Below are 22,240 nucleotides of genomic sequence, written 5' to 3'. Positions count from 1 at the left end.
ATTAAAATCCTTTTGGTGCTTTAGCGAATGTTTTGCCGGCTTTCGCAGCACCTGAGCCACCACCGAACGGACTCCATGTACCACCAGCCAACTGATACGCGCCATAAGCTTGAATAGGGGCTGTTAATAACGTTGTCATTGCACCCATATTGCCTGAGCGTCTTGCCATTTTTGCATTAAGGCGATCATTCTCAGCTTGCATACGATAGCCATACGCTTCACGAGAAGCGTTATTAACCATAGTTAACGCATCAAGCTCACCCATTGCGGCAGTATCGCCCAAAATATCTAAAGCACCCGCAGTACTTAAATCAATGCCACTGGCTGACATTGTTGCCGCCTGTGTGCCCACTAATTGGCGAGTACGTCTACGCTGTTCTTGTGCCTGAGCATTGCCTTTATTAATTGCATCAAGTGCAGCATCTTCATTAATTTTGGCGTTTTGATTAGCCACTGATGCTTGAAATTTACCATCGGTATATTGTCCGTATGCTTGCAATGCAGAAGTACCAATTACTGCTGCCGCTAATGTTGTTGGTTCACACATTATTTAGCCCTCAATGTAAAACGATGGAAAGGTAACTGAAGTAAACCTGTTGGCTTTGCTTCTTCAATCTGAAACCCCAACCAATGGAGCCACGCCTTAGCAATATGATTACGTTCATCGACATAATTCATCAGTGTTGGGTATTGCCCTAACATCTGTTTTAAGATGGGTTTACAGCGTCGTAGAAAGGTTTTCTGGTGTTGCTCTAATAAATCAGTCCCCACTAGCCAAGGGATACCTAAACCAGTAAGTAATGAGCCAGAAGCAACACCAAAAATAGTCACCACCTCATCATTAATAATGCCGGCATAGGCTTTAGTAGAAACAGATAATCCATGTCGTAATACCTGCTCAGGTGTTTGCATTGACATAGCGTAGAACTCATCAACATCAGCTTGTCTTACATGTGGTAATAAACGAACAATATGTTCATGAGTAGCAGGAATAATTTGTACATGATGTTTTTTCATATCAGAAACCACCAGCATCAATACGCGGAATAACAGAGAGCACCGCTAACGGTAACGGATCAACCTGTCTAATAAAGACACGTCCGTTTTTGCTCCAATCTGCATCTAAATTAATTTCAACAATGCCTGTGGCATCATCAACAGGATTGTCGTAAAACTCGAATTGACGTTGAGGATACTCATATAGCCGTTCTTTTTCAGTACCAGCCCAAATACCCCGACTACTATTTACAATTAAGCTGGCAACCTTAATAAGCTTCTTCTTATCAAGTAATGTTTCTTGCCCATTGATATGGATATCAAGCGTTTCTAATTCGCTGGTAATAGGTAATCCGATATGTACTACGGCTGATGGCGTATCAATTTCCACTGCACCATTGGTGACAATGGCCTGCGGTGAAACATTAGCATCGGAAAGAATATTAACTGTCTTACCTTCAAGATGATTTAAGCCAGCAAAGCGATAGCGGGCTATGCTCCATTCAGTAGTGGGAGTATTTTGTAATGCTGGTGGAATGTTGCGATTAGCAGAAATAACCACTTGATTTGCAGATACATATTGAACAATCTTACAGCGAAGCTCTTTATGTTCATTATCTTCAAAATAAGGAATATTGACGGCACTACCAATATCAGAAGCACTAAAGACCGGATTGCCTGAAATCACTAATTGATAGTTTTCTTGATAGTTCCACTCACCCGCTCCACCAGTGATAGTTGCTGTTTTTGATATATCAGTATTTCTACCGTCATAACTTAAGCCTGAATCCACAAAGAAAGCATCTTCTGTACGAGTAAATAAACGGCTAGCTAAGCGCTCTACATACCGAACCTGTTTACCGTTTACTGTACGCTGAACAATAAAATAGGCTGAATCTTCATTGCCTTCACTGATCGAACACGTTGACTCAAATTTCCCTTCTGTCGATTGTGGTGCCCATGCAAATACTTGTTGTTCTCTTAAATAGGTTAAAGCCAGCATTAACCCATCGTCACGTATGCACCATGCAATAGAATATGGAACCGTAGTAAATGACCAATCAACAATGCGGTGACGTTGAAATAGGTGATTTGCCAACATAGTTAAGTCAGTGCCTTGATACCCATCAACATCAAATGAATACGATAAATCACGCACAGCACTACCTTTCTCTTGTATATAAAGCGCAATATTCGCAACAGAGATTGGCGGTAAATCACTTGAACCGTTAGCACCTTGTGATGACATTGAAAAACTGGAAGGTGTAAGCACTTTGTTCTGATCACCTGTGATTTGATATTCACCACCAGAGGTCAATGCCACCAGCGAACCGACATCAATCAAATGGCGAATTTCATTAACTTGACGACCTGCATACGTGTAGATAATGCGATCATCATCTTGAATAGGATTGTTGCGCCCAAAGTCTTTATAGTCACCGCTACGACTGGCCCATATCGTTTGTGGGTAGGCACGAGAGCCGGCAAAGAATAAACGTTGTTGATAATAAACAACGGTGCTTGGATAACCATCAACATCATTCCACACTGCACGCGCCCATTTATGGCTTGCATTATCTTCACCAACGGCATTGGATGGAATATAAGAGATCACCTTTCCTGTGGCTGTTTTGCCATCTTCACTAACAGTTTCAATTTTTACGATACCAAAACCACTATGCAAATATTCCCACTGGATCCCTGTATCACCACCCCAACCATCCCAGCTCATTCCTTCAGTATGAGACGGTCTTAGTGTTCCTGTTTTACCGCCACTATTGGCACGATAGTAGTTACTGTCAGCACGGCGTTGATCATTGAGGTTGGTTGTTTTATCTGTTTCCCATACAGGAACCGCATCAATATCACGTTGCTCTAAATAGAACTGCTTACCTATTTGCTCGGTACCAAAAATATCATGCGTAGACGTTAACGTAATTTGCCCCGTGCTTGCACTAGCATAAACTTTCATTGCCTTATCGGTATTGATATCTTCAAAGGGGCCGTTCTTGGTTTCAACGGAGACTAACTTCCAATCATCATGATCGTAACGCTGTAACTCCATTGGTGGATAATCAGTATGAACAATCGTCATAACATCGGCTGATTGCGTATACTTCAAATCAAACAAATCAGCTTCTTTATAAGGTGTAGATAATTCAAACACTTCGCCTTTATGTTCACCATCAGCATAGAGAACCTGCCCACCATCTTTAAATACGCGAATATAACGATCACCAAACTCTAACGCGTAGGTTTGTACGGTGCTGAATTGGAAAGGAATAAGGCGAGACTTCTTATTTTGATACTTTGTTTCAGCAATAAATCGTGTGCCTGGTCTATTCTCAACACCACCATATTGACGAACAATAAAGTTATGGCACTTGCGCAGTGCAGTTGAATACTTCGCAAGATCAACACGACCATATAGGCTTGGTGCAATTTCACCGCCTGAAAAACTAGGTTGAATAAGACTAAATGGCATTATGACAACCTCGCTTGTGTGAATTCATCCATATAATCAGTTGGCTCTGCTGACTCACTTAATGAATGTGCGGCCGCACTTTTAATAACACCTTGGTAAATTTGTAATGCCTCACCACCAATACCCGCATTTGATGCCAATGGACGAGCTAATTCAGCCGCTAAACGCCATGCAAGCGCATCTTTAAATAACGTATCAAACATATTGACGTCAGTAATACGTGCAACATACTCAAGCCATGCACTAGGGTGATCAGTAAAAATTAATCTACCAGTACCGTTTTCATCTGAACCAACATGAAAATGGATTGCTGTATCTGGTCTACGGTACTTTTGATGAGGTTCGACAATACCAATGGCTTTTAGGCAATCATTAGGATAGCGATAGGCATACGCCCAATTAGGTGGAGGATTATTTGTATTGGCTAATGCCACCTTTTTAGTTGCAAAGTTCCAAGGAAAATCGGCCAATACACTATCACGGCATTGCGCATAATGAAGGTTGCATTGAACGGCTTCTTTGCTGGCTTCAGTCATGCTATTAATTGAACGACTATTACCAATGCGACTTAATGCAATATTGCAAATTTCAATTTCTGAGGCCATTATTCACCCCCATCAAAAAGAACATCTGCCGTTGATTTTGTGTCGCCTGCACCTAGAGCCAGATCGGTTATTTGTAACTCTACATATACTGACTTCTTACCTTCACGTTCATTAATAGATTTAGACAGTATTTTGGCAACAGCAGACAGCTCAATACTTTCACCAACATCAGGAATAGAAACGCCTAATTTTTCTATTGTGTCGTTTTCAAGTGAAATACGTAGCCCATATGGATATTCTTCACGAGTTTCTTTTTCACCTTTGGCATTTTCATAAGTTTCTGTGCTGGTTTTTAGATTGGTTAGTTTCATTGGATATCTCTCGGCTCAGGTAGAAAATAAAAAAGGGGCTTTCGCCCCCTTTATCATCGGGGGTTAAACCCCAAGTTCTTTCCGCTTTTCATCTATTGCGGTGCGCATTTTATCTGCGCCCATATTGTGATGAGGTGCTTTACCAAATAGCTGGGTATATTGCTCACGAAGCGCATCAAGGCTTGAGTCAATCGCCACACCTGAACCGCTTACAGCAATATTACTTACGCCTTCACCAGTATTATCACCAGCCCCATCAGCCACACTATGAGTATTAAGTCGAGCATCAGCGCCACCAATTAACGCTAAGTTATCGCCAGCTATACCGTCGTACTCAACCTCTTCACCGATTTCAAGTAGACGCCCAGCGATAAATGATTTTTTTAAAACCTTATATCGTGACATGTCACACCTTATTGAGTTACAGCATCGTAAATAGGATGAGCATCAACAGTTAGGTTAATGCCCGCAGTGAACTTACCCGCCGTTAATGGCCCTTCTGCAACAACGTATTGCAGACGCAGGTACTTCAAAACGCCTTGAGGTACTTTCGCCACAATACGTTTACCTGCATTTAAATCAGCAATTGGTATTGCCACAGATTCAAAGATAGATTTAGCATCAGAGAATTTATCGTCTGTCGCGGTTTCTAACTTAATTTGAACCGTCGCTTCACCTGATGCTTTAGCCTGTTCAGTCACTTGTGCAAACAGCTCTAATGGCTCACCAATACCGATATCACGAAATGCACCATGCACTGGCGTTAAGTCGATAATTTGCTTACTTACAGCAGATGCAGTAACCGCCTGATCCAGTGAAAAAAGCGTTTCTTTATCTAAAATCATTTTGACTATCTCCAAATAAATGAAAGTTAGCGGAGCCGTTAAACGACACCGCAATAACTTATTTCACCTGATCTTCAGTCGTTAAGATGGCATCAACACGGCGAACAGGAATTTCATCGAATGAAACAACTTTCTTACCGGCAACTTCTGCCATGGAAATATTGACGTTTTTGCTGTTTTTAATTTGACGACGCATCCAGCTACGAATTTGCTGGTTACAATAAAAAACAGGACGCCCCATAGAGAGGTTAGGGATCTTCTCAATTGCTTGAATAAACAAGTCTGGCAAATCGAGTGTGTCCGCTTTTTCTGGATCTTTACCAATTTTGGATAAATCAATATTGGCGATACGGACAACATAACGCCAGTCACGAACTGAGATACCATTTTTCCATTGGAAGTGAGTACGAAAGCCTTGGTATTTACCTTTGTTCTCATCTTCTAAAGTAACTTCGCCTAAATGGTTTTGCTCTAAACCTGCTTTAGAACCTTTAGGGAAAATACCGTGAACCGTGTTTTCACCCCATACCACTAACCACACAGAAGTTAAGTTACTGCCAGTACCACCAGCATCAATGATATTGACTGCATTCTTTGCTTTCATATCGTTAAAGCGTGCAGCTAATCCCGTAAAGCGCTGAGGATGAACCGTAGCATCACCATAAATAACTGTTTCAGCCATTTGCTGGTTCATTGACTCTAAGAATGCAATTGATTCAGACAATAGAAATTCATTCTTTTGCCCGTTCAAGTTAGCAAGATCTTTATCAACTTCAGAATAGGTTTCAAGCATACCAATCGCATCAGTAACCTGTGCTGTGGTTGATTTGCTTGGCGGTACACCATAATTAAGCAAACGCCATGTCGCAGATGGTAAACCAGTACGAACGGTTGTACGGTGACCCGTTGGTAAATTACCTTCAACGAAAACCATATCATCAAGAATTTCATTAGACTGATTCAGCAATTCGACGATCTTCGCTTGCTTGCTGTCAGGGCCTTGTCGTTTAGCCCAATCAACGAGAGTTAAAGCAGGCATGTTATTTCCTCTTTGTTATCCAAATAAAACATCAGCAGCACTTTTACTGCCGTTACTGTTGCCAGTGACAAGACCGTCCTCTGACATTGCTTTGCCTATCTTGGCAAAAGCCCGAATAATCTCTGGGTGATTACCTAACCCTGTTTCTGTTAAATACAATTTCAAATCATCAGAACCATAGGTATCTAATGCCTTTTGTGCTGCACCAATAGACTCATTTGATCCTAATTCTTCATCTGCTTTAACAGTTTCAGCCCATTGCTCAGTCTGCTTTTGCCAACCATCATTGATTTGTTTCTGAATAGCAGGCATGATTTTAGAGCCATAAACATCAACCAGTTTTTGCGCTTGTTCGTTGTTTAAATTCAGCTCACGAGCAATAGGCTCAAAGACTTCTAATGCACCTTTATCAAGCTCTTGCCCTTCTTCTGGTGCTTTAAATTCATACTTTTCAGGCGCACCTACATCTGATTTATTGGCATCATTTTTCTTATCAGTCGGCTTGCCCTGCTCTTCACCATTCTTTTTTTCAGTGCTTTTAGTAGGATCATCACTGTTTGCTGGTGGCTCATTTTTATCTGTTGCTGATGTTTCTTGAGTAGGTTCCGTTGCTGTACCGCCACCGCCTTCACCTCCCTCACTGTGTTGCTCGTTATACAAACGACGCATAATTAATTTCTGCCATAAGTTCATGACTGTTTCTCCCGTTGTTAAACGCTTGGTGTAGTTGCTTCATTTGCCATTTGCGCATAAAGCTCAGGGCAAACTTGGTGTAATTGATTGAAAACTTTTAACCCATAGTTACGTTCTCCCTCTCTAAATGCCATTGCATAGGGATCATTAGAAAAAGAGCTACGAAATACGCCAGAGTCAGAAATCAAACGCCAAATAACAGCACGCCCAGCTTCTGTGGACATAACCTCTTTTAGCTGTTGTTCCTCTTTCTCTTGCCTATTTTTTTGTTGAATATCGTATTCAGTGCGAGCAATTCTCTCGTCTTCATACGCATCGAATGGATGTGTCATTGAGCACCTCCACCAGCCATAGCGGACAAGGCACTATCATTATCAAGATTGGTATCACTGAGGGTTTTAGCACCATCAATAGCGGACTGCGCCATTTGCATCTGAGCCATTTGTTGTTGCTGTGCTTGTCGTTGTTGACGTATGGCTTGTACTTGCTCATTGGTTGCAACGATAGTTGGAGAGACACCAATAGCAGACGCATAATTATCAATGGCATCATCAGCATTAAGCTTATCAAGGGCTTCAGGCTTAACTTTTGCCAGATTGCCAACAAAGCCAGCAAAGCGTTCGATACTACCAACGCCAATCGCTTTCTGTGCCTGAGCCATTACAGAAATGTACTCAACCTTTAGATCCATTCCCTGCATTTCATCAGGTGCAATGGGAAGTAAGTTTTTATTTACTAAGATTGAGAAAGTGCGATTAATCAGTTTGTCGAGTAACTCAGAATCAAGGCGTTGCAGAACAGGCCCTAATTGCAATAGCTTCTCTTCACGCATTTCAACAACGGCTTCGATCGGCATAGAGCGCGTATTCACCATTTGCATCATGCGGAACAAATCAACAAAGTAAGCGGTATCAATCAGTTGACGGGTATCTTGAACATCTTCAAGTAGTGCTTTCAATGCTACGGGTTGAACATCAAAAATCGTTTGAATTTTATTAGTAGGATTTGCCTCATCAAGATAGTTAATGCCTCCGGGTATGGTATTTACCCGTTGGTTTTTTAATGAGGCTGGCACTTGTAAAGGTGGATTGGTCAGCTTATCAATCATCTGCGCTTTACGCTTTTGCATTAATTGAAGCGCTTTAGTACCACCTAACGCCAACATACCAGGGCAAGATGAACCGTAAACATCTTCACCATTGACTTCCCAACGTGGCGCCATAATAGGAAATTCATCATAGCCAGACTCACGTAACACTTTCTCGTGATCACCCGCCACTTCAAGATAAACGGATTTAAAAGGCTTGTGCTTCGCCTCTAACTTTCCTGTTTGTCGTTCAAGGTTTGGATATACGGCATGAACCACTTCAACCCATTGGCTGTACTGTCTTGAATTCCACATTGATTTAACAGTGTCGCTAACGCTATCAATCCCGAACTCCATTACCAACTGGCGAACGGTCATCGTAAATTTGCGATAGCAAACATCAACACTCAGGCTTGGGCTATTCGCAATGTAGTAACTACCAAGAGGAAAATGCACGGTACGAATAATACGCTGACTATCTTCAACAACGGCCATTGCAGCAGTGCCGAAAGTACCTAAATCACCATACATCAACGGTAATGACTGATAGAGATTAGAACGATTGAACACTTCGTTCATACGCTGCTCTGTGGTTTCTAGCCAAAGTTTTACAGGGCCATAATCCATTAAATCAGGATCAGGTGTTGCTAAACGAAACCAAGGACGAGCAGGACTTGTAATGCCTGACATCATGCCACTGGAAAGCACCGATGAAGCTAAAGATGCCGTAGGGTCAATAATCTTACTATTACGGCGATCACCTCGATTAACCTCAGATGCAGTAAAGCGCGTACTACGAGGACGAGTGAAATCTGACAATTCACGCCAATGCGGTTCAAATGAGCTACGCTCTGTTTCCAACTGATTAAGTTGTTGCAGTAGCTGTTCTTTCAATGGCGTTGACATAGTCACCCCTTATTGACCAAGTAAGGTTTTACCGCTGGTGGATGCTGAACTTGTCGCACCTTGCGCACCTGTTAGTAACGTAGACTTACGACCTGCGGCTGCACGGCGACGACGCATTTCATCATCACGACTACCCGTTACTGCCGCATCTTGTTCTTGAGGTGCTGCCTGAACAGCAGGAGGAGTTGTAATTTTTGGAGTATTGCCAAATGGATTACACATATCGACACACCTTTATAATTAACCAATATTGCATATTAAATTAATAATACATGTTATTTGACAATATTGAAAATTATAACTACCATTTTGGTTATGCAATGCCACTGCATTTTTCTCGGTATTGTTACCACGACAGCGTGCTTTACCTTAGGACTGTTTGCCCTCTACTCCAGAGGGCTTTTTTTTTATGCGAATGGATCGTAATCTGAATTGCTGACATTAACGCCAGAATGAGGTGAAGAATAATTTCTATCTATTTTGGTGACTGGATAGGCGAACGTCAGCGCGAGCGCATCACCTTTACCCGGTGAACGACCAAGACGCTTTTTAATTTCTGTTTTATCTTCTAGTACAATCTTGCTATCGATAACACGAACCTTGTATTCACCACATGACAAATCATCTGCGGTTTCCTGATCATCAATAGCCCCACCAATTTTTAACCATGTCTTAACGCTGTTATACATTTCACCGCGTTTGTTCAGCATTTGTGGATCTGTTGATGCACCACCAAACTTAACTAAACGCCACACGCGCCCCCAACTTGTTCCAATAGAGTGAATGCCGGTACCATATCCAAAGTCGATATGAACAGCATCAGCCTTGTATTGATCTTCAAAGTCAGCAATACGCTTTGCCATAACAACATCGTCAGTTGTTTTAAAGCCCGTCCACAAGCACTTACTAAATAAACCTTGGCGTAGATAAATCACCGCATCATCAACACCAGAATAGGCAGGGTCAACACCAATGATTACAGGAGCATGAGCAACTTCAGCTTGTGTGACAATGCGTTTCATGGCTTCATCCGTTAAACCTGTTGGGATAAACTGTAGTTCTGATGCTGACGGGAACTCACCACGAACACGGACTTTAAAGAAGTCGCTATCTTCGCCGTAGTCCTCTTCCCATTTTTTAATCTGCTCTTTGTTGCTACCTTCAACGGTACGGCTATCAATCTGCTTGGTGTTCCAACGATGTTTAAACTTACGAAAGCACTCACGAAAACGCCCTGTGTTACGGGTCGGGTTACCAAATGCTATCCAAATGATTTCGGTACCTTCATCCGTTAATGCCCCTTCTGCCACTTCCCATACCAGATCGGCAATGTTAGACGCTTCATCAAACACGAGGATAATACGCTTGCCTTTGTTGTGAAGCCCTGCAAATGCCTCTGTATTGTTCTCTGACCACGGTACCGCATCAGCACACCAAGCATTAGCATGATTAGGATCGTTTGAGTAGATAGCTGTCTTAGTGCAAGTAAACCAATTATTAGTTAGTGATAGGCGTTGCCACTTCGCTATTTCTGGCCACGTTTTAGTACGTAGCTGATTTTCGGTGTTGGCAGTGACAACTACCTTACAATCTTCGCAGGTATCCATACCCCACTTGATGATCATTGAAATAAATGCAGATTTACCGATACCGTGACCAGAAGCACGAGCAAGTAATAATGGCTGGTGGCGAGTCTTTGGATTGCGTAGATGTTCACCGATTTCCTTTAATGCTTCGGCTTGCCACTGACGAGGACCATTGTATTCTTCAAGCTCTCCACCAGCTTCACCCCACGGAAATGCGTAATACGCATAACCTAATGGATCATGCGTAAATGATGCGATATCTTCAATGAGTTGTTCTTCTGGTGACTTCTGTAAAGCTTCTGACATTACTCAATGCTCCCTTGCTGAGCACGTTTACGAGCAGATGCCAACTTATCAGCCAATGATACATTTACATCGACCTGTACCCTGTCTCTAAAGGCATTGATATCAACATGCTTACCAATCAGCTCAAGTACCTTAATTTTATCCAGTAACTTTACTTTTTTAATACGTGTATCACCGTCAATATCAATGATATCGAATGCAGCAACACTTTTACGCCAAATAGGTGACCATTCAGATATTGGTTTAATATCGCCTTTCTCATTGAGAATATCGGCAATATCCGCATCAAGCATATCAACCAAGCGCTTGAGTACATTGTCAGCACTCATCTTGGTACGCTTATTGCGCTGTTGCATAAGTTGTGCGATACGCTCTTGAATGCGGGGATCAGCCATTAGCTGTGATGCGCGTTTGCAAGCACTGCCAGAAGCATATCCAGCAGAGATTGCAGCATCAGTTTGATTATCGGGGGATTTGATATATTCCTGACAGAAACGTTCCATCTTGTCGTTGATAGGCATTGGCTGTCGTGCAGGTTTCTTTCTTGGTCTTTTGATAGTCATAATCATCACCTCTTTGGTTATTATGGCTATCGAAAAATTAAACTTCAAATCTCATATTATTTAAATAGCACTTTTGTTTGTGTTGTCAAACTATCACCAGAACAATAAATGTATAATTCGTTTAAATTATTATAAAAAAACTCCATTCTATTACTTGTATAACTAGCTAATTTTCTTAATACTATTTTTGTCTTTTCATCTTTATTTAAAGTGTAATCTATGATGTTATTCGTAATATGATTTAGCTCTGATACTACATCTAACGCCACCTCAATCTTTGAAAAGAACTCATCATCTAGTCTAGCAGCAGTCAATAAACTTGAGGTCATAACATTAATATAAAAAATAGGAATGCGACCGCTCATTTTGACTCTGCCAAAATCAAAAGTATAATTGTATCCAAAGTTACCTTTTCTTAAGGTTAATTCCACTTTTTCGCTATGTAAATTTAATATTATTTCTTTTAGTTTTTCTAAAGAAGAATAATTTAATTCGCATTCTTTTTTTAATATCAACTTTAAAGCTCTTATTTCTCTTTCTTTTTGCTTTTTATAAGCATTATTTTCATTTTCCCTTTGTTTTTTATATACAAGAATGCTGGCAACAATAGCCCCAGCCGAACCTAAACTACCAACGATAGAAATAACTTCACTCCAACTCATAAGTATTTCCCTATGCTATATTTTTCCATTTATTCTACCTTCAACATCATTTCATGCCAGCCCTTTGTTACCCAACACTTAGCATCACCAGATAAACAGCATTGATGAACGGGTAATTGCTCACCACAACGCTCACACTTACGCTTAGATAGCTCATCAGCTTGTCTCTTATACTCCGCATCATCTTTACGAATAAGCATCTGCAAGTATTCAACAACATCATACGGTTCACGACCAGGCATACGCAGAACACAATTACGCTGTAACATCTCCAGCTCTTGATTATCCACCAGCAATTCAATCTTTGTTACGCCAAGTTCCTTTTGGCGTCTACGTTGTAATGCCTTACGTTCAGCGGGTGATTTAGCCATTAAGTGACACTCCAATCACAGTAACAACGACACACCAGAATACAGCGAATAAAATGTACTTAGTTAGCATTTATCAACTCCTCAGGTATCTCAACTTCGTTACCTATCCCAAGCATAACAACGGCTCTGCAAATAGCTTCTTGAGCAGTATTAGCAGTGGCATAATCACCCATTAAATGTGGCGGTGATGCATAGCAATAATTAACCCCGTCAACTTCCTCAAACATTAAATCAATCCAGTAGTTATTTATAAGCTTGCCACATTCACGCCAATCACTTGAATATTGCTTAACGAAAAAATCAATTCGTAGCCCGCCTTTAGGTGGAAATGTATAACCGCTCTCTAAATATCCAACTGGAGCTAATACCATCCCCTCATTTTTTCCATCAATATCAGGAGGTACTGGAATTAATTCATATCCACCAACTGCTAACGCTACTGCATAGTTAAGCGCTCTACCTGTAAGTTTTGAGGTCTTAATTTTCATCATTGCAATTTCATTGCTTTGCAAATCATCCTCACCCTGTTCGTTAAGATAATTATTTATTGCACCACACTGCTTACATTCCGTATGAGATAAATTTGTTATAGGCCCAATCCAAACAACTTCTCCACCACAATCAGCACATACCATTATTTCGACCTCAATTAAAAAAACTCACAAGTTTCAATGAATTTAATCGTAACAATCGGTTCATAACTCGCTCACTACGATATGGCTTATATAACTTACGATTCCAATCGTCCGCTTGTTTTCCAGCTTTCACATATCTTCGCTTACGTCTCATCCTTTCATCAGAATAAATCCACATCAATTTTTTAATTTCTGTTCCTTTCATCACTCAACCCTCAATTAATAGCGCTGTGGTATTCGACGCTCAAATTGTCTGCATGAGCGCCACATAAATTAGCCCAGAAGATTACCGTTGCCTCTGCATCTAATTCACATTCAGCTTGCATTAGCTTTTCAAATGGTTTTCCGTTCCATGTGCCAGTAATTTTGTAAACCGCCCCGTCATCCATCTTAAAAATCCTCTTGCGTGACATGTCACGATTGTTTGATTTATTGAATAAGCCTAATAGCATCAATTTCTTGGCTCATAATTTCTTCCCAAACTCATTCAACGATTAATTAACTCAGTCACGAACTTAACGAATGGTAATAAGTTCATGATTTTCTGTATTTTCAGGTAATGTTACCCCTATCTTTCCCTGTTCACCCCAAAGCTTTGACGCACTGATATTCCACACCCTGCAATCTTCATCAAAGATGGCGTCCATAACGGCTTTAATCAGGTTATCGACATCAGGACGTTGCTGGTGGGGTTTACCATTCATCTCAATGCGTTTCTTCTTGCTCCATGATTTAGGCATAGGGATAACAAACGTTAAGTGAGCACCGCTTTCAGGTAACGTAAAACGGTTAGCTCTCATCTCGTCACAAAAAGCGTGGTACTTAACGACAACAGGTCTTTTCTTCCATGCGTCACGCTGTGTCATACGTGGCTTTGGTACAGGGTTGATATAATAAATTTGCTGTTTCATGCACGTACCGCCACAAGCATTGCGTTCATACGGTTATGAATATCAGCAATCTTTCCATGCTGTAACGGCGGTATGCTCTTTCTGACGTAGGTTAGTGAGCCTTTCTGACAGATAACATGCTTATCCGTAGGTTTTGCTGGCTTCTTGGTCATTAGAGATGCTTCTTTTTTGATATCTAATTCACGTAGGCGCTCCATGTAATCAGGCGTTAGTTTGTAGACATACCCAATGCCAACTACCGCTTTGCGTTCTACAACAGAGCTTTCAATCAATTTAATCAGTGCATAATTGGTTGTTGAGCGGTTCTTCTTTCCCTTGAGATCAGAAGCAATTGCCGTTATCTCGTTAACTGACAATGGTTTTTTATTGTCACGTAAAATATCAACAACTAAATCCTGCATAAATTTCATATACGATAACCCTTAATAGATTAATCATTATGGTTAACACATCCAATTTGGTTATGTTTTCAAGTATAAAAAAACAGAGTTTTTAATTAAACTCATACCTACTTAAAACGCTCTCAAATCGTCTATACGCTGTTTTCACTACTCAGATACCCAATCCATACCTACAACAAATAAAACTCACCAGTGTTTATTACGCTAAGGATTTTGATATCCAATAAACCTTATGCCGATTTATGTTTACGTTTATCAGCATTTTCTAATAAATCCATCCATGCAGGTCTCGGTCTGGTTTTATCTTCAAGTCTTAACGTGGGTTCAGGTATTACCTCTCCTCGTTGTACTCGCTCAGACCACATACGGATCATTTTATTTAAACGCTTCTCAACCTCCGCTTCTGTCAGCCTAAGGTCATATACCTTTTGCCTAAGGTCAGTGAAGATCCAATACTGCACCGGATGCCTAAAGGGGTACATCTCAGCACTATGGTAATTGCATCGTCTTGCTAGGTATTTATTGAAATCTCTCAGCATTTCATCAAATGGAATTCCAAAAGCATTAGCGTCTACCAACTTGTCAGAAAGCATTGAAATAACATCAGATAACTCTGGTGGCCACGGATTACCATTGCTACAACGCTCAATACAGAATTTAAATATCAAATCGAATTGATCGCTATTCAATCCGCTGAGTGCTCGTTTCCACATCAATGAGGGTTCCGTCCCGTTTTTGTTTGTCCATTTCTCCCCATAGAACTCCGTCATTTGTAGCCAAAGAGTCGAGATACTCTTGCCCATGCTTTTCTCTGATCTTATGTTCCACGAGTTGTACGGCTCTTGATTTGCCACTGTTTGGATCGAATTTAAATTCTGATTTGCCATTATTATTTACTCCAGTATTGCTGTTATTCGCTTTAGCACGTTGGAATTTAATACTTTTTGCCAATGCCATTTCCCATTGTTCGTGATGTTTAGCTTTCCCCTCGGATTTCCAGTACGTAATAAACTCGGCAAGTTCAGTTGGTTTAACTGGCTCTGTTAGCGCATGTCCCCAAAAAGCAGATTTACGTAAAAAATCGCTATCAGGTTCCCATTCATCAAACATCACAAATTTACCGTCAACGCTAAAACCACCAGCAGGAACTCTGTCATTTAAAATGCCATTATCCACATCAGGCAAATTTCCTTCGCGCGCGTTACAGAGAGTTGTTTTAATACTTCCTTTCCCTTCCTTTCCTAAAGGGAGTCCTACCGTATCACTACCGTAGTCATACGGTAGTAGGTTCATCTCTTTGATTTTACTTGGTGTTTTCTTGTTTACGACTTGATGTTTTGTGAAATTATTTATTAATCCAAAGTGCTTCCCATTTTGGGCAGAAAATAAGCTGATATAGCCACAGTTGGAAAGCTCCTGTAGTAGTACCGGAATACTACGGGAGGTTTCACGTATTGGAAAAACAGCCGCTTTTATTAGCTTCGGATTAGCATTGAAATAGCCTTCATCGTCAGCGTAATTTAATAGCCCTATCGCCAATAAACACGCTGACTCAGATATTTCAGCCATATCCTCATCAGTCCAAAATGTTGGCTTAATAGTCCTGATACGGGCCATATCACCCCCTGATATTGTCTTCATAAGCAATATTTCTATTACGAGCCATCTTTAATAATCGGCTGACTTCTTTTCTGTAGTTGGATGAATTAATTGCGGAACATTCAACACAAACACCATTACTGGTAAAACGCTCAGAATCATGACCATGTCTACATAATTTTCCCGTATAGAAACGACTTAGACCATTTTCAATGGCTTGCTTTCTAGTCACAATTTTCATCATCACCTCTTTTTCTATGATTAGTTAGCAATAAGATTATCCATTATTTTAAAATAGATCAACCTAAAAAGACTTATTGGTTATCAATAAAAATTAAGGACCACCGAAGTGATCCTTATCTATAAACAGACTTTGAATTGTTATCGAATAAAGAAATTGATTAATTGCTCTCTGGTTGTATCTGCACCGAATTCAATACAAATATCATATAACTTATTGAGTTTACTTAGTGATGGTTTGCGTTTTGCATAGCGTAGCTGATGTGATAGATACAATTGGCTATACCCCGTTCTTTGAGAAAATGCTTCTCTTTGCTTAATCGTTAAGCTATTCCAAAATTTTTTAAAGTCGAAAACTTCCATAACTTCACCAATTTGATTAACCAATAAATAATAGTAACCGTTTAGGTACTTTACCAAAAGGGTTATTTGTTTGTTTAATACACCATAACTTAATCAAATTTGTATAAAGAATAGGCACCAAAGGACTTGGATAAATGAAAAGCATTGCTGAAATTAGAAAAGATAACCTGATTTATATTATTGAACGCTACTATAACGGCAAACAAAAATTACTGGCTGATGCGTTAGGTGTAGCACCAAGTATGATCTCTCGTTACCTATCACCAAAAGATTTAAAAAGTCATCGTGAACTCACCGATCCAATGTCACGCAAAATTGAATATGTGACTAGAATTAGCAAATATTGGATGGATGTAGACCACTTAAAAGAAGGTCATGCGGAGTCAGAAAAAGAAGAATATATTCCGACTGAAATTGGCAAGATACTCTCAGATAACATCACAACATTCATGTTAAATGATGGAATAAAATCAAGAGTTAAGCTTTCTGTCGATTCAGGGCTTGCACAATCAACAGTTAACCGCATTATCAATTGTGAAGCCAGCGCCACCGCTGAAAGCATTGATGCTATTGCAAAAGCAATGGGCCGCCAAGCCTATGAACTACTGATCCCTAAAAATGATAAAGGCACTATTAACTATGATAGAAGAGCCTATTCAAAACTTCCCGCCAGCGAACAAGCTGCTATTGAAAATTTCATTGAATTTATCATTAATAAAAACCAGCCTATTTCCCACGACTAACCCTCTCCATTAAAAAGAAGTCATATACTGGCTTCTTTTTACTCTTAATAAATCATTAAATTTCATAGTGATAAAAACAAACATAACCATATTGGTGATTTATTTATTTTTTACGGTTGACAATGGTTAATTTATGGTTATGATTAAAAGCATAAGTTAACCAATACGGTTAATTTGCTCTTTAACAATATGGATAAAAGAGACTGATTTTTTAATGCGCTCAGACATAACCAATTTGGTGATTAGTCATGATCTTTTATATCAAAGACGGTAAGCATGTATTTACCTTATCTGGCTTAAATGAGTCACAGTCATTTGACAATTTTAAAGCCGGTATTGAGTGGGTTTATGTAAGAAAGCTCGCATTACAAACAGAAAAATTAGTAGGTAAACAAAATGTCAGACACTAAGCACTTAAATGTGTTGATTGCAAAAGCTCTTTTACTTAGCCAAGATATTACTGATAGCGAACAAGTAGATATGCTAACAGCTCATATCAACGGTGATATTGAAAAAGAAGAGTTTAAGCAATATGACCACTTTATTAATATCACGCTACTTGCACTTTCATTGGTTCCTAATATCAGCAGTGAATTAAGTGAAGAGCAAATCATTAACGCTATTATGTCATTTATTGATAACCCTGATATGCGTAGCGTTCGTCATAGAGTTAATCACTTTAACTCATTAATAAACCCAAAAACCGCCTCAATTGAGGTAGAAAAAAAAGAAGCACCTCAGGAAGAGGTGATTTTTCACGCCAACAAAGATAACCAAAACGGTCAACACAAGGAGACGGAAGATATTCCAAAGGAAGAAAATGATCAACCTGCTTATTTTGAACCGGGTCGTTATCCAGATATTCCTAACGAGGTGTATCACAGTTCAAACGGCATCAGTAGTTCGATGCTAAAAGATGCTCGTATTAGTTTGATGTATTACGAGTTACGCCATGTAACAAAAGTTATTGAGCGTGAAAATAAGCGTTGTTTCGACTTAGGTAGTGCATTTCACACATTAACAATGGAACCTGAAAAGTTTGATGCTGAATTCAGTGTTAAACCAATTATTCCAGAAGGTGCCTTTACAACAACGGAAACAATGAAGTCATGGATTGACGAATACAACAATAAATTGCCTAAAAAGCTCTCACAAGATGAGTTAAAAGCAATTATTGAAGAACATAATGCCACTCTGACACCGCAACTTTCCACCAGCGGAAAAGCCGAAGAGCTAGGTCAGATATACATGCAGTTGCCCGATGAATTTAAAACCATCCCTGAAGATGGGAAATTTACTGGTGCAGCAATGAAAGCCTGTATCAAAGCCTATAACGATACTTTGCCAACACCATTGAAAACCTCAGGTAATACAGACGCATTACTTGATCAGATATACTTCCACATCAACCCTGAATTATATTTGGCAGAAACACATAAGCCTGAGCCAATTAGAAAACCCGTCAAAAAAGATGACCTCATGCAGGTTATTAAAGAAGTGAACCCTGATGCTGTATTTGAAGATGAAATCATTAGCCAATGGCTTAGTGACGATTCAAAAATTCATGTTCAAACCGTTGACTATGAAATGGCAAATAACATGCGTAACGCTGTTATGAACCACAAAGAAGCATCCAGTTTATTAAACCACCCTAACCGCGTATCAGAAGTGAGCTACTACGGCATTGATGAAGATACCGGTCTTGAAATTCGTGTTCGTCCTGATATCGAAATTCAAACAGAAAATAACAGATTAGGTTTTGACCTCAAATCAGTAGCACTGGGTCGATTTAAACAAGATGCCATTGAAGCCATGATCCGCAAAGAAATCATTAATCGCGATTATCACATCAGTGCAGCTATGTATTGTGATGTGGCAATGCTGGATCAGTTCTTCTGGATATTCGTTAACAAAGACGAGCATTACCACTGGGTCGCTATCGTTGAAGCCTCTCCTGAATTACTTGAACTGGGTCGCGCTGAGTACAAAAAGACACTGCGTGATATCCGTGAAGCTATGGATACAGGATATTGGCCAGCGCCTATCACTACTACTCTCACTATCGGTATCACTGACTTTGAGCAGAGAAAGTTAGAAGAACTGCAAAACGAAGTCGCTTAATAAAACTGCGCTTGAACAATCAGGCGCACGCTTGGAGTAAATATTATGTCAGAAGTAGCAACTCTCGAAAGAAACCAATCAGTAATGAATAACACATCATTACTTTTTAATCCTGAATCATTAGACCGCATTGTCAAATTTGCTGAGCTAATGGCATCAGGTACAGCAACGGTGCCAAGACATCTGCAAGGTAAACCGTCTGATTGTCTTGCTATCACAATGCAGTCTGCACGCTGGGGAATGGATCCTTTCGTTGTCGGTCAAAAAACACATGTCATCAATGGTGTGCTTGGTTATGAAGCCCAATTAGTAAATGCAGTTATTACCAGTTCAAATGCTGTTGTAGGTCGGTTCCATTACAAATACGGTGGCGACTGGGAAAAGATTGTAGGCATGAAAGATAAACGTGATGAATCGGGTTTATTTATTGAAGTTGGTGCAATTTTAAGAGGTGAAGAAGAAATTACATGGGGTGAGCCTGTTTACCTTGCTGATGTACAAACGAGAAACTCACCACTTTGGAAAACAATGCCTAAGCAACAAATCGCGTATCTCGCTGTAAAATATTGGGCCCGTCTTTATTGCCCTGAAGTTATTCTTGGTGTGTATACGCCAGAAGAACTTGAAGATCGACCAATTAAAGACATCACCCCACCGAAAGAACGCGTAAGCATTAATGAAATCACCAACCAGCAACAACCAATCAATGATGAACCGGTAAAAGAGACTCAAGGCGAGTTTATACCTAAGTTCGATGCTGAAACCTTTAGATTAGCTATTGATGATGTTCAAACTGTCGAAGAAGCTAAAAATATTCGTGCAGAAATTGAGAACTTAAAAAATGAAATGGGGATCAACCTATTTACTGAATTAAAAAATAAAGCAGTACAGGCATACCACCGCATTGATGCACGTAATGCCCTAGAAGCGTCTATCAACTCACTTCCTGAATCTGGCTCACCTGAAGCCACAGAAGCATTTGAAAAAGTAGACAAGCTACTTAAATCAAGCAAAAGAAAACTTGGTGATGAGTTATACGAATCTTTCTCTATCACTCTTAACGATATGCGCCCTGAATACCAATGATCCTATTTAAAGCGGAGCGATACAGCTCCGCAAGGAGTTTAAATATGAATATTAAATTACCTACCAACCCTATTCGTATGCCTGCTGTTTTAAAGCTAACAGGACTTTCTCGCTCAACTATTCGCACTTTAGAGAAGAAAGGTGATTTTCCAAAGCGTATGTATTTGTCGGTGCGTTGCGTGGCATGGGAGGCTCATGAAGTATATGAATGGATAGATAAGAAAGCTAAATCAAGAGAGACACCCAAGTGTTACACCGAACGTAAGCGTAATGAAGCTGGGCAGTTTGTGAGTAACGTCTAACCCCTACCCGTTAACCTAAGAACTCAGTGTAAGGATGCAATACGGAAGAATGAATATGAAAGACAGAATCAAGTTTAACGATGTAATGCTAAAGGCTGTCATAGATGGCAGAAAAACACAGTCACGCAGACCAATTGAGCCACAACCAAAAGTAACCGAAGATGGGTTACGCTATCTTAGCGCATGGCAAGATGGTTACACACTATCAGAGAAAGTATGCGCAGCATGGCGGCATGGATTTGTTGATGTTGATTGCCCGTACGGTGAGATTGGCGACATTATCAACATTGCAAACAAGGACGGTAATATCAAAGGAAAAATTGAAATTACTGATATTTGGTTGCAACAGGTTCAGGAAATATCACAGCAAGACGCAATGAAAGAAGGTGCGCCACCAAATCACGCCTCCATTGACGCTGTATCTCGTGAGTATGGTTTCCCTGATTTACCGCGTTCATGGTTCGCTCAAACATGGATAGATATATACGGAAAAGATAACTGGGTAAGTAACGAATGGGTATGGGTTGTTGAATTTAAAAAGGTGGAGTGATGGATAAATCAAGACAGCAGTTTGAAGAGTTTATAAGTAAAGGTGATTACCCTTGGGTGAAAGGTATTATCCCTGTCATGTGGATGGTGTGGGAAGCATCACGCGATAGCTTGGAAAAAGAACGTGACGAAGCCATTAAGCATTTAATTCTAGTTTTCCAGCAATACGCAAATAATGACCATTTATTTATGTCGGCTGGCGAGAATGCTTGCGAGTTTTTGGATGATTTAGGCTACGGAATTGATACTGGTCGAACGCTTGAATTAACCGATAAAGGCAAGCAATTAATTAAAGAGGATTTGGAGTGATGGATATATCAAGGCAGCAATTTGAAGAGTTTATTAAGTTTCACATGGACGACGCAGAAATAAATAATAAATTCGAAACAGCGAATAACGGATTAAATTACGCAGACCAACATGTAGATTTGATGTGGATTAGCTGGCAAGCATCACACGAGAGCTTAATTAATAACTTACCAGAAAGTATTAATTGCCCTACCGCACCAGAATTAATATGGCTACAGGTTGACCCCGAGCCAGAGGAGATAAACAAACCTGAATTTCCAGTTAATTTACGTAGTGATGATGTAACTTGGTGTGCAGATAGAATTCATCCAACTGACACATTATATATTCGTGCTGATTTAATTCAAAAGTAAATAACCATGCAAATAATCGGATATGTATTGCTCATGCTAATACAGGGTTCTGCTGTGCCTTTAACGGAAGATATATACACGCAATCGGAATGTAATATACGTGCTGAATATTTAATGTCAGCGAGGAATGTTGAAGTTGTTTGTGGAGAAATATACAGATGAGACAAATTAAA

The 22,240-nt window shown here is 40.0% G+C and carries 32 protein-coding genes; 8 read left to right on the top strand and 24 right to left on the bottom strand.

The annotated features are described in order from the left end of the window. Nucleotide 1 precedes the first annotated feature (1 nt). From HMPREF3129_RS02530 to HMPREF3129_RS02410, 24 genes are all read right to left on the bottom strand, one after another. The gene (locus tag HMPREF3129_RS02530; RefSeq protein WP_070486749.1) at nt 2-547 is read right to left on the bottom strand and encodes a hypothetical protein; all 546 of its coding nucleotides are present in this window, start codon (nt 545-547) and stop codon (nt 2-4) included. Beyond that, nucleotides 547-1,017, bottom strand: coding sequence for a hypothetical protein (locus HMPREF3129_RS02525; protein WP_237611942.1), 471 nt, complete (start codon nt 1,015-1,017; stop codon nt 547-549). The genes HMPREF3129_RS02530 and HMPREF3129_RS02525 overlap by 1 nt, the downstream gene beginning before the upstream one ends. A gap of 1 nt (nt 1,018) precedes the next feature. Further along, nucleotides 1,019-3,481: a phage tail protein gene (locus HMPREF3129_RS02520; RefSeq protein WP_070486744.1), complete on the bottom strand. Its 2,463-nt coding sequence runs from the start codon at nt 3,479-3,481 to the stop codon at nt 1,019-1,021. Further along, a complete protein-coding gene (locus HMPREF3129_RS02515) occupies nt 3,481-4,086 on the bottom strand; it encodes a phage connector family protein (protein ID WP_070486742.1) in 606 nt (201 codons plus the stop codon). The genes HMPREF3129_RS02520 and HMPREF3129_RS02515 overlap by 1 nt, the downstream gene beginning before the upstream one ends. Beyond that, nucleotides 4,086-4,397 carry a capsid staple protein gene (gp10, locus tag HMPREF3129_RS02510; RefSeq protein ID WP_020945806.1) on the bottom strand — a complete coding sequence of 104 codons (312 nt, stop codon included), beginning with the start codon at nt 4,395-4,397 and terminating at the stop codon, nt 4,086-4,088. The genes HMPREF3129_RS02515 and gp10 overlap by 1 nt, the downstream gene beginning before the upstream one ends. A gap of 63 nt (nt 4,398-4,460) precedes the next feature. Continuing rightward, on the bottom strand, nt 4,461-4,802 hold the full coding sequence (locus tag HMPREF3129_RS02505; protein WP_036936189.1) for a hypothetical protein: 342 nt from the start codon (nt 4,800-4,802) through the stop codon (nt 4,461-4,463). An 8-nt stretch (nt 4,803-4,810) separates the two neighbouring features. Next, nucleotides 4,811-5,242 (bottom strand): Bbp16 family capsid cement protein, encoded by a 432-nt coding sequence (locus HMPREF3129_RS02500; RefSeq protein ID WP_020945808.1) that lies wholly within the window; start codon nt 5,240-5,242, stop codon nt 4,811-4,813. 58 nt (nt 5,243-5,300) lie between these two features. Beyond that, nucleotides 5,301-6,281, bottom strand: a complete 981-nt coding sequence (locus tag HMPREF3129_RS02495) for a major capsid protein (RefSeq protein WP_004243350.1) — start codon at nt 6,279-6,281, stop codon at nt 5,301-5,303. 15 nt (nt 6,282-6,296) lie between these two features. After that, nucleotides 6,297-6,974, bottom strand: coding sequence for a peptidase (locus HMPREF3129_RS02490; protein ID WP_070486740.1), 678 nt, complete (start codon nt 6,972-6,974; stop codon nt 6,297-6,299). A 17-nt stretch (nt 6,975-6,991) separates the two neighbouring features. Next, on the bottom strand, nt 6,992-7,306 hold the full coding sequence (locus tag HMPREF3129_RS02485; RefSeq protein WP_004243354.1) for a Bbp19 family protein: 315 nt from the start codon (nt 7,304-7,306) through the stop codon (nt 6,992-6,994). After that, a complete protein-coding gene (locus HMPREF3129_RS02480; RefSeq protein ID WP_070486738.1) occupies nt 7,303-8,967 on the bottom strand; it encodes a portal protein in 1,665 nt (554 codons plus the stop codon). The genes HMPREF3129_RS02485 and HMPREF3129_RS02480 overlap by 4 nt, the downstream gene beginning before the upstream one ends. 9 nt (nt 8,968-8,976) lie before the next feature. Beyond that, the gene (locus HMPREF3129_RS02475; RefSeq protein ID WP_004243356.1) at nt 8,977-9,189 is read right to left on the bottom strand and encodes a hypothetical protein; all 213 of its coding nucleotides are present in this window, start codon (nt 9,187-9,189) and stop codon (nt 8,977-8,979) included. Nucleotides 9,190-9,374: 185 nt separating this feature from the next. Further along, nucleotides 9,375-10,859, bottom strand: a complete 1,485-nt coding sequence (locus HMPREF3129_RS02470) for a terminase (RefSeq protein WP_070486737.1) — start codon at nt 10,857-10,859, stop codon at nt 9,375-9,377. Further along, complete coding sequence (locus tag HMPREF3129_RS02465; RefSeq protein ID WP_083297153.1) at nt 10,859-11,422, bottom strand: terminase small subunit; 564 nt, start codon at nt 11,420-11,422, stop codon at nt 10,859-10,861. The genes HMPREF3129_RS02470 and HMPREF3129_RS02465 overlap by 1 nt, the downstream gene beginning before the upstream one ends. 56 nt (nt 11,423-11,478) lie before the next feature. Further along, the gene (locus tag HMPREF3129_RS02460) at nt 11,479-12,084 is read right to left on the bottom strand and encodes a hypothetical protein (RefSeq protein WP_070486735.1); all 606 of its coding nucleotides are present in this window, start codon (nt 12,082-12,084) and stop codon (nt 11,479-11,481) included. Nucleotides 12,085-12,113: 29 nt separating this feature from the next. Then, the gene (locus tag HMPREF3129_RS02455) at nt 12,114-12,455 is read right to left on the bottom strand and encodes a hypothetical protein (RefSeq protein ID WP_070486734.1); all 342 of its coding nucleotides are present in this window, start codon (nt 12,453-12,455) and stop codon (nt 12,114-12,116) included. A gap of 59 nt (nt 12,456-12,514) precedes the next feature. Beyond that, nucleotides 12,515-13,090, bottom strand: coding sequence for a hypothetical protein (locus tag HMPREF3129_RS02450; protein WP_070486732.1), 576 nt, complete (start codon nt 13,088-13,090; stop codon nt 12,515-12,517). Between the two features lie 215 nt (nt 13,091-13,305). Further along, on the bottom strand, nt 13,306-13,479 hold the full coding sequence (locus HMPREF3129_RS18625; RefSeq protein ID WP_175437864.1) for a hypothetical protein: 174 nt from the start codon (nt 13,477-13,479) through the stop codon (nt 13,306-13,308). Between the two features lie 126 nt (nt 13,480-13,605). Continuing rightward, nucleotides 13,606-14,001 carry a RusA family crossover junction endodeoxyribonuclease gene (locus HMPREF3129_RS02435; protein ID WP_049203709.1) on the bottom strand — a complete coding sequence of 132 codons (396 nt, stop codon included), beginning with the start codon at nt 13,999-14,001 and terminating at the stop codon, nt 13,606-13,608. After that, complete coding sequence (locus tag HMPREF3129_RS02430; RefSeq protein ID WP_070486726.1) at nt 13,998-14,411, bottom strand: hypothetical protein; 414 nt, start codon at nt 14,409-14,411, stop codon at nt 13,998-14,000. The genes HMPREF3129_RS02435 and HMPREF3129_RS02430 overlap by 4 nt, the downstream gene beginning before the upstream one ends. 221 nt (nt 14,412-14,632) lie before the next feature. Further along, nucleotides 14,633-15,115 (bottom strand): replication protein P, encoded by a 483-nt coding sequence (locus tag HMPREF3129_RS02425; protein ID WP_070486724.1) that lies wholly within the window; start codon nt 15,113-15,115, stop codon nt 14,633-14,635. Then, nucleotides 15,084-16,019 carry a DnaT-like ssDNA-binding domain-containing protein gene (locus tag HMPREF3129_RS02420; protein WP_070486722.1) on the bottom strand — a complete coding sequence of 312 codons (936 nt, stop codon included), beginning with the start codon at nt 16,017-16,019 and terminating at the stop codon, nt 15,084-15,086. The genes HMPREF3129_RS02425 and HMPREF3129_RS02420 overlap by 32 nt, the downstream gene beginning before the upstream one ends. 1 nt (nt 16,020) lies before the next feature. After that, nucleotides 16,021-16,242: a hypothetical protein gene (locus tag HMPREF3129_RS02415; RefSeq protein ID WP_004250866.1), complete on the bottom strand. Its 222-nt coding sequence runs from the start codon at nt 16,240-16,242 to the stop codon at nt 16,021-16,023. A 140-nt stretch (nt 16,243-16,382) separates the two neighbouring features. After that, nucleotides 16,383-16,604: a hypothetical protein gene (locus HMPREF3129_RS02410; RefSeq protein WP_223231915.1), complete on the bottom strand. Its 222-nt coding sequence runs from the start codon at nt 16,602-16,604 to the stop codon at nt 16,383-16,385. Nucleotides 16,605-16,738: 134 nt separating this feature from the next. Here HMPREF3129_RS02410 and HMPREF3129_RS02405 point away from each other — a divergent pair, with 134 nt between their 5' ends. The 8 genes from HMPREF3129_RS02405 (at nt 16,739) to HMPREF3129_RS02375 (ending at nt 22,067) form a co-directional block, all read left to right on the top strand. Further along, entirely contained in the window at nt 16,739-17,347 is a 609-nt protein-coding gene (locus HMPREF3129_RS02405; protein ID WP_004243373.1) for a hypothetical protein, read from the top strand. 248 nt (nt 17,348-17,595) lie between these two features. Next, the gene (locus tag HMPREF3129_RS18620; protein WP_175437863.1) at nt 17,596-17,757 is read left to right on the top strand and encodes a hypothetical protein; all 162 of its coding nucleotides are present in this window, start codon (nt 17,596-17,598) and stop codon (nt 17,755-17,757) included. Continuing rightward, nucleotides 17,744-19,468 carry a PD-(D/E)XK nuclease-like domain-containing protein gene (locus HMPREF3129_RS02400; RefSeq protein WP_070486718.1) on the top strand — a complete coding sequence of 575 codons (1,725 nt, stop codon included), beginning with the start codon at nt 17,744-17,746 and terminating at the stop codon, nt 19,466-19,468. Before HMPREF3129_RS18620 ends, HMPREF3129_RS02400 begins: the two co-directional genes overlap by 14 nt. Before the next feature lie 45 nt (nt 19,469-19,513). Beyond that, on the top strand, nt 19,514-20,554 hold the full coding sequence (locus HMPREF3129_RS02395; RefSeq protein WP_070486716.1) for a RecT family recombinase: 1,041 nt from the start codon (nt 19,514-19,516) through the stop codon (nt 20,552-20,554). A 44-nt stretch (nt 20,555-20,598) separates the two neighbouring features. Continuing rightward, entirely contained in the window at nt 20,599-20,856 is a 258-nt protein-coding gene (locus HMPREF3129_RS02390; RefSeq protein ID WP_049203698.1) for a helix-turn-helix transcriptional regulator, read from the top strand. A 55-nt stretch (nt 20,857-20,911) separates the two neighbouring features. Then, on the top strand, nt 20,912-21,406 hold the full coding sequence (locus HMPREF3129_RS02385) for an ASCH domain-containing protein (RefSeq protein ID WP_070486714.1): 495 nt from the start codon (nt 20,912-20,914) through the stop codon (nt 21,404-21,406). Next, nucleotides 21,406-21,714 carry a phiTE_015 family protein gene (locus tag HMPREF3129_RS02380; RefSeq protein WP_070486712.1) on the top strand — a complete coding sequence of 103 codons (309 nt, stop codon included), beginning with the start codon at nt 21,406-21,408 and terminating at the stop codon, nt 21,712-21,714. Before HMPREF3129_RS02385 ends, HMPREF3129_RS02380 begins: the two co-directional genes overlap by 1 nt. Beyond that, nucleotides 21,714-22,067 (top strand): phiTE_015 family protein, encoded by a 354-nt coding sequence (locus tag HMPREF3129_RS02375; protein ID WP_070486709.1) that lies wholly within the window; start codon nt 21,714-21,716, stop codon nt 22,065-22,067. The genes HMPREF3129_RS02380 and HMPREF3129_RS02375 overlap by 1 nt, the downstream gene beginning before the upstream one ends. Nucleotides 22,068-22,240: the final 173 nt, after the last annotated feature.

Source organism: Proteus sp. HMSC14B05 (genome assembly GCF_001808035.1).
In the GTDB taxonomy this organism is placed as follows: Bacteria; Pseudomonadota; Gammaproteobacteria; order Enterobacterales; family Enterobacteriaceae; genus Proteus; species Proteus mirabilis.
Note: the sequence above shows the minus strand (reverse complement) of the source record. Positions and strands in the feature narration are given on the sequence as shown.

Coding starts and splice junctions, on each gene's coding strand:
- HMPREF3129_RS02380 (WP_070486712.1), top strand. CDS start 21,406: ATGGATAAATCAAGACAGCAGTTTGAAGAGTTTATAAGTAAAGGTGAT.
- HMPREF3129_RS02425 (WP_070486724.1), bottom strand. CDS start 15,115: ATGTGGAAACGAGCACTCAGCGGATTGAATAGCGATCAATTCGATTTG.
- HMPREF3129_RS02495 (WP_004243350.1), bottom strand. CDS start 6,281: ATGCCTGCTTTAACTCTCGTTGATTGGGCTAAACGACAAGGCCCTGAC.
- HMPREF3129_RS02455 (WP_070486734.1), bottom strand. CDS start 12,455: ATGGCTAAATCACCCGCTGAACGTAAGGCATTACAACGTAGACGCCAA.
- HMPREF3129_RS02480 (WP_070486738.1), bottom strand. CDS start 8,967: ATGTCAACGCCATTGAAAGAACAGCTACTGCAACAACTTAATCAGTTG.
- HMPREF3129_RS02520 (WP_070486744.1), bottom strand. CDS start 3,481: ATGCCATTTAGTCTTATTCAACCTAGTTTTTCAGGCGGTGAAATTGCA.
- HMPREF3129_RS02470 (WP_070486737.1), bottom strand. CDS start 10,859: ATGTCAGAAGCTTTACAGAAGTCACCAGAAGAACAACTCATTGAAGAT.
- HMPREF3129_RS02515 (WP_070486742.1), bottom strand. CDS start 4,086: ATGGCCTCAGAAATTGAAATTTGCAATATTGCATTAAGTCGCATTGGT.
- HMPREF3129_RS02500 (WP_020945808.1), bottom strand. CDS start 5,242: ATGATTTTAGATAAAGAAACGCTTTTTTCACTGGATCAGGCGGTTACT.
- HMPREF3129_RS02395 (WP_070486716.1), top strand. CDS start 19,514: ATGTCAGAAGTAGCAACTCTCGAAAGAAACCAATCAGTAATGAATAAC.
- HMPREF3129_RS02430 (WP_070486726.1), bottom strand. CDS start 14,411: ATGAAATTTATGCAGGATTTAGTTGTTGATATTTTACGTGACAATAAA.
- HMPREF3129_RS02505 (WP_036936189.1), bottom strand. CDS start 4,802: ATGTCACGATATAAGGTTTTAAAAAAATCATTTATCGCTGGGCGTCTA.
- HMPREF3129_RS02390 (WP_049203698.1), top strand. CDS start 20,599: ATGAATATTAAATTACCTACCAACCCTATTCGTATGCCTGCTGTTTTA.
- HMPREF3129_RS02460 (WP_070486735.1), bottom strand. CDS start 12,084: ATGAGTTGGAGTGAAGTTATTTCTATCGTTGGTAGTTTAGGTTCGGCT.
- HMPREF3129_RS02490 (WP_070486740.1), bottom strand. CDS start 6,974: ATGAACTTATGGCAGAAATTAATTATGCGTCGTTTGTATAACGAGCAA.
- HMPREF3129_RS18625 (WP_175437864.1), bottom strand. CDS start 13,479: ATGGATGACGGGGCGGTTTACAAAATTACTGGCACATGGAACGGAAAA.
- HMPREF3129_RS02375 (WP_070486709.1), top strand. CDS start 21,714: ATGGATATATCAAGGCAGCAATTTGAAGAGTTTATTAAGTTTCACATG.
- HMPREF3129_RS02530 (WP_070486749.1), bottom strand. CDS start 547: ATGTGTGAACCAACAACATTAGCGGCAGCAGTAATTGGTACTTCTGCA.
- HMPREF3129_RS02450 (WP_070486732.1), bottom strand. CDS start 13,090: ATGGTATGTGCTGATTGTGGTGGAGAAGTTGTTTGGATTGGGCCTATA.
- HMPREF3129_RS02415 (WP_004250866.1), bottom strand. CDS start 16,242: ATGAAAATTGTGACTAGAAAGCAAGCCATTGAAAATGGTCTAAGTCGT.
- HMPREF3129_RS18620 (WP_175437863.1), top strand. CDS start 17,596: ATGATCTTTTATATCAAAGACGGTAAGCATGTATTTACCTTATCTGGC.
- HMPREF3129_RS02475 (WP_004243356.1), bottom strand. CDS start 9,189: ATGTGTAATCCATTTGGCAATACTCCAAAAATTACAACTCCTCCTGCT.
- HMPREF3129_RS02385 (WP_070486714.1), top strand. CDS start 20,912: ATGAAAGACAGAATCAAGTTTAACGATGTAATGCTAAAGGCTGTCATA.
- HMPREF3129_RS02525 (WP_237611942.1), bottom strand. CDS start 1,017: ATGAAAAAACATCATGTACAAATTATTCCTGCTACTCATGAACATATT.
- HMPREF3129_RS02410 (WP_223231915.1), bottom strand. CDS start 16,604: ATGGAAGTTTTCGACTTTAAAAAATTTTGGAATAGCTTAACGATTAAG.
- HMPREF3129_RS02435 (WP_049203709.1), bottom strand. CDS start 14,001: ATGAAACAGCAAATTTATTATATCAACCCTGTACCAAAGCCACGTATG.
- gp10 (WP_020945806.1), bottom strand. CDS start 4,397: ATGAAACTAACCAATCTAAAAACCAGCACAGAAACTTATGAAAATGCC.
- HMPREF3129_RS02405 (WP_004243373.1), top strand. CDS start 16,739: ATGAAAAGCATTGCTGAAATTAGAAAAGATAACCTGATTTATATTATT.
- HMPREF3129_RS02485 (WP_004243354.1), bottom strand. CDS start 7,306: ATGACACATCCATTCGATGCGTATGAAGACGAGAGAATTGCTCGCACT.
- HMPREF3129_RS02465 (WP_083297153.1), bottom strand. CDS start 11,422: ATGACTATCAAAAGACCAAGAAAGAAACCTGCACGACAGCCAATGCCT.
- HMPREF3129_RS02400 (WP_070486718.1), top strand. CDS start 17,744: ATGTCAGACACTAAGCACTTAAATGTGTTGATTGCAAAAGCTCTTTTA.
- HMPREF3129_RS02420 (WP_070486722.1), bottom strand. CDS start 16,019: ATGGCCCGTATCAGGACTATTAAGCCAACATTTTGGACTGATGAGGAT.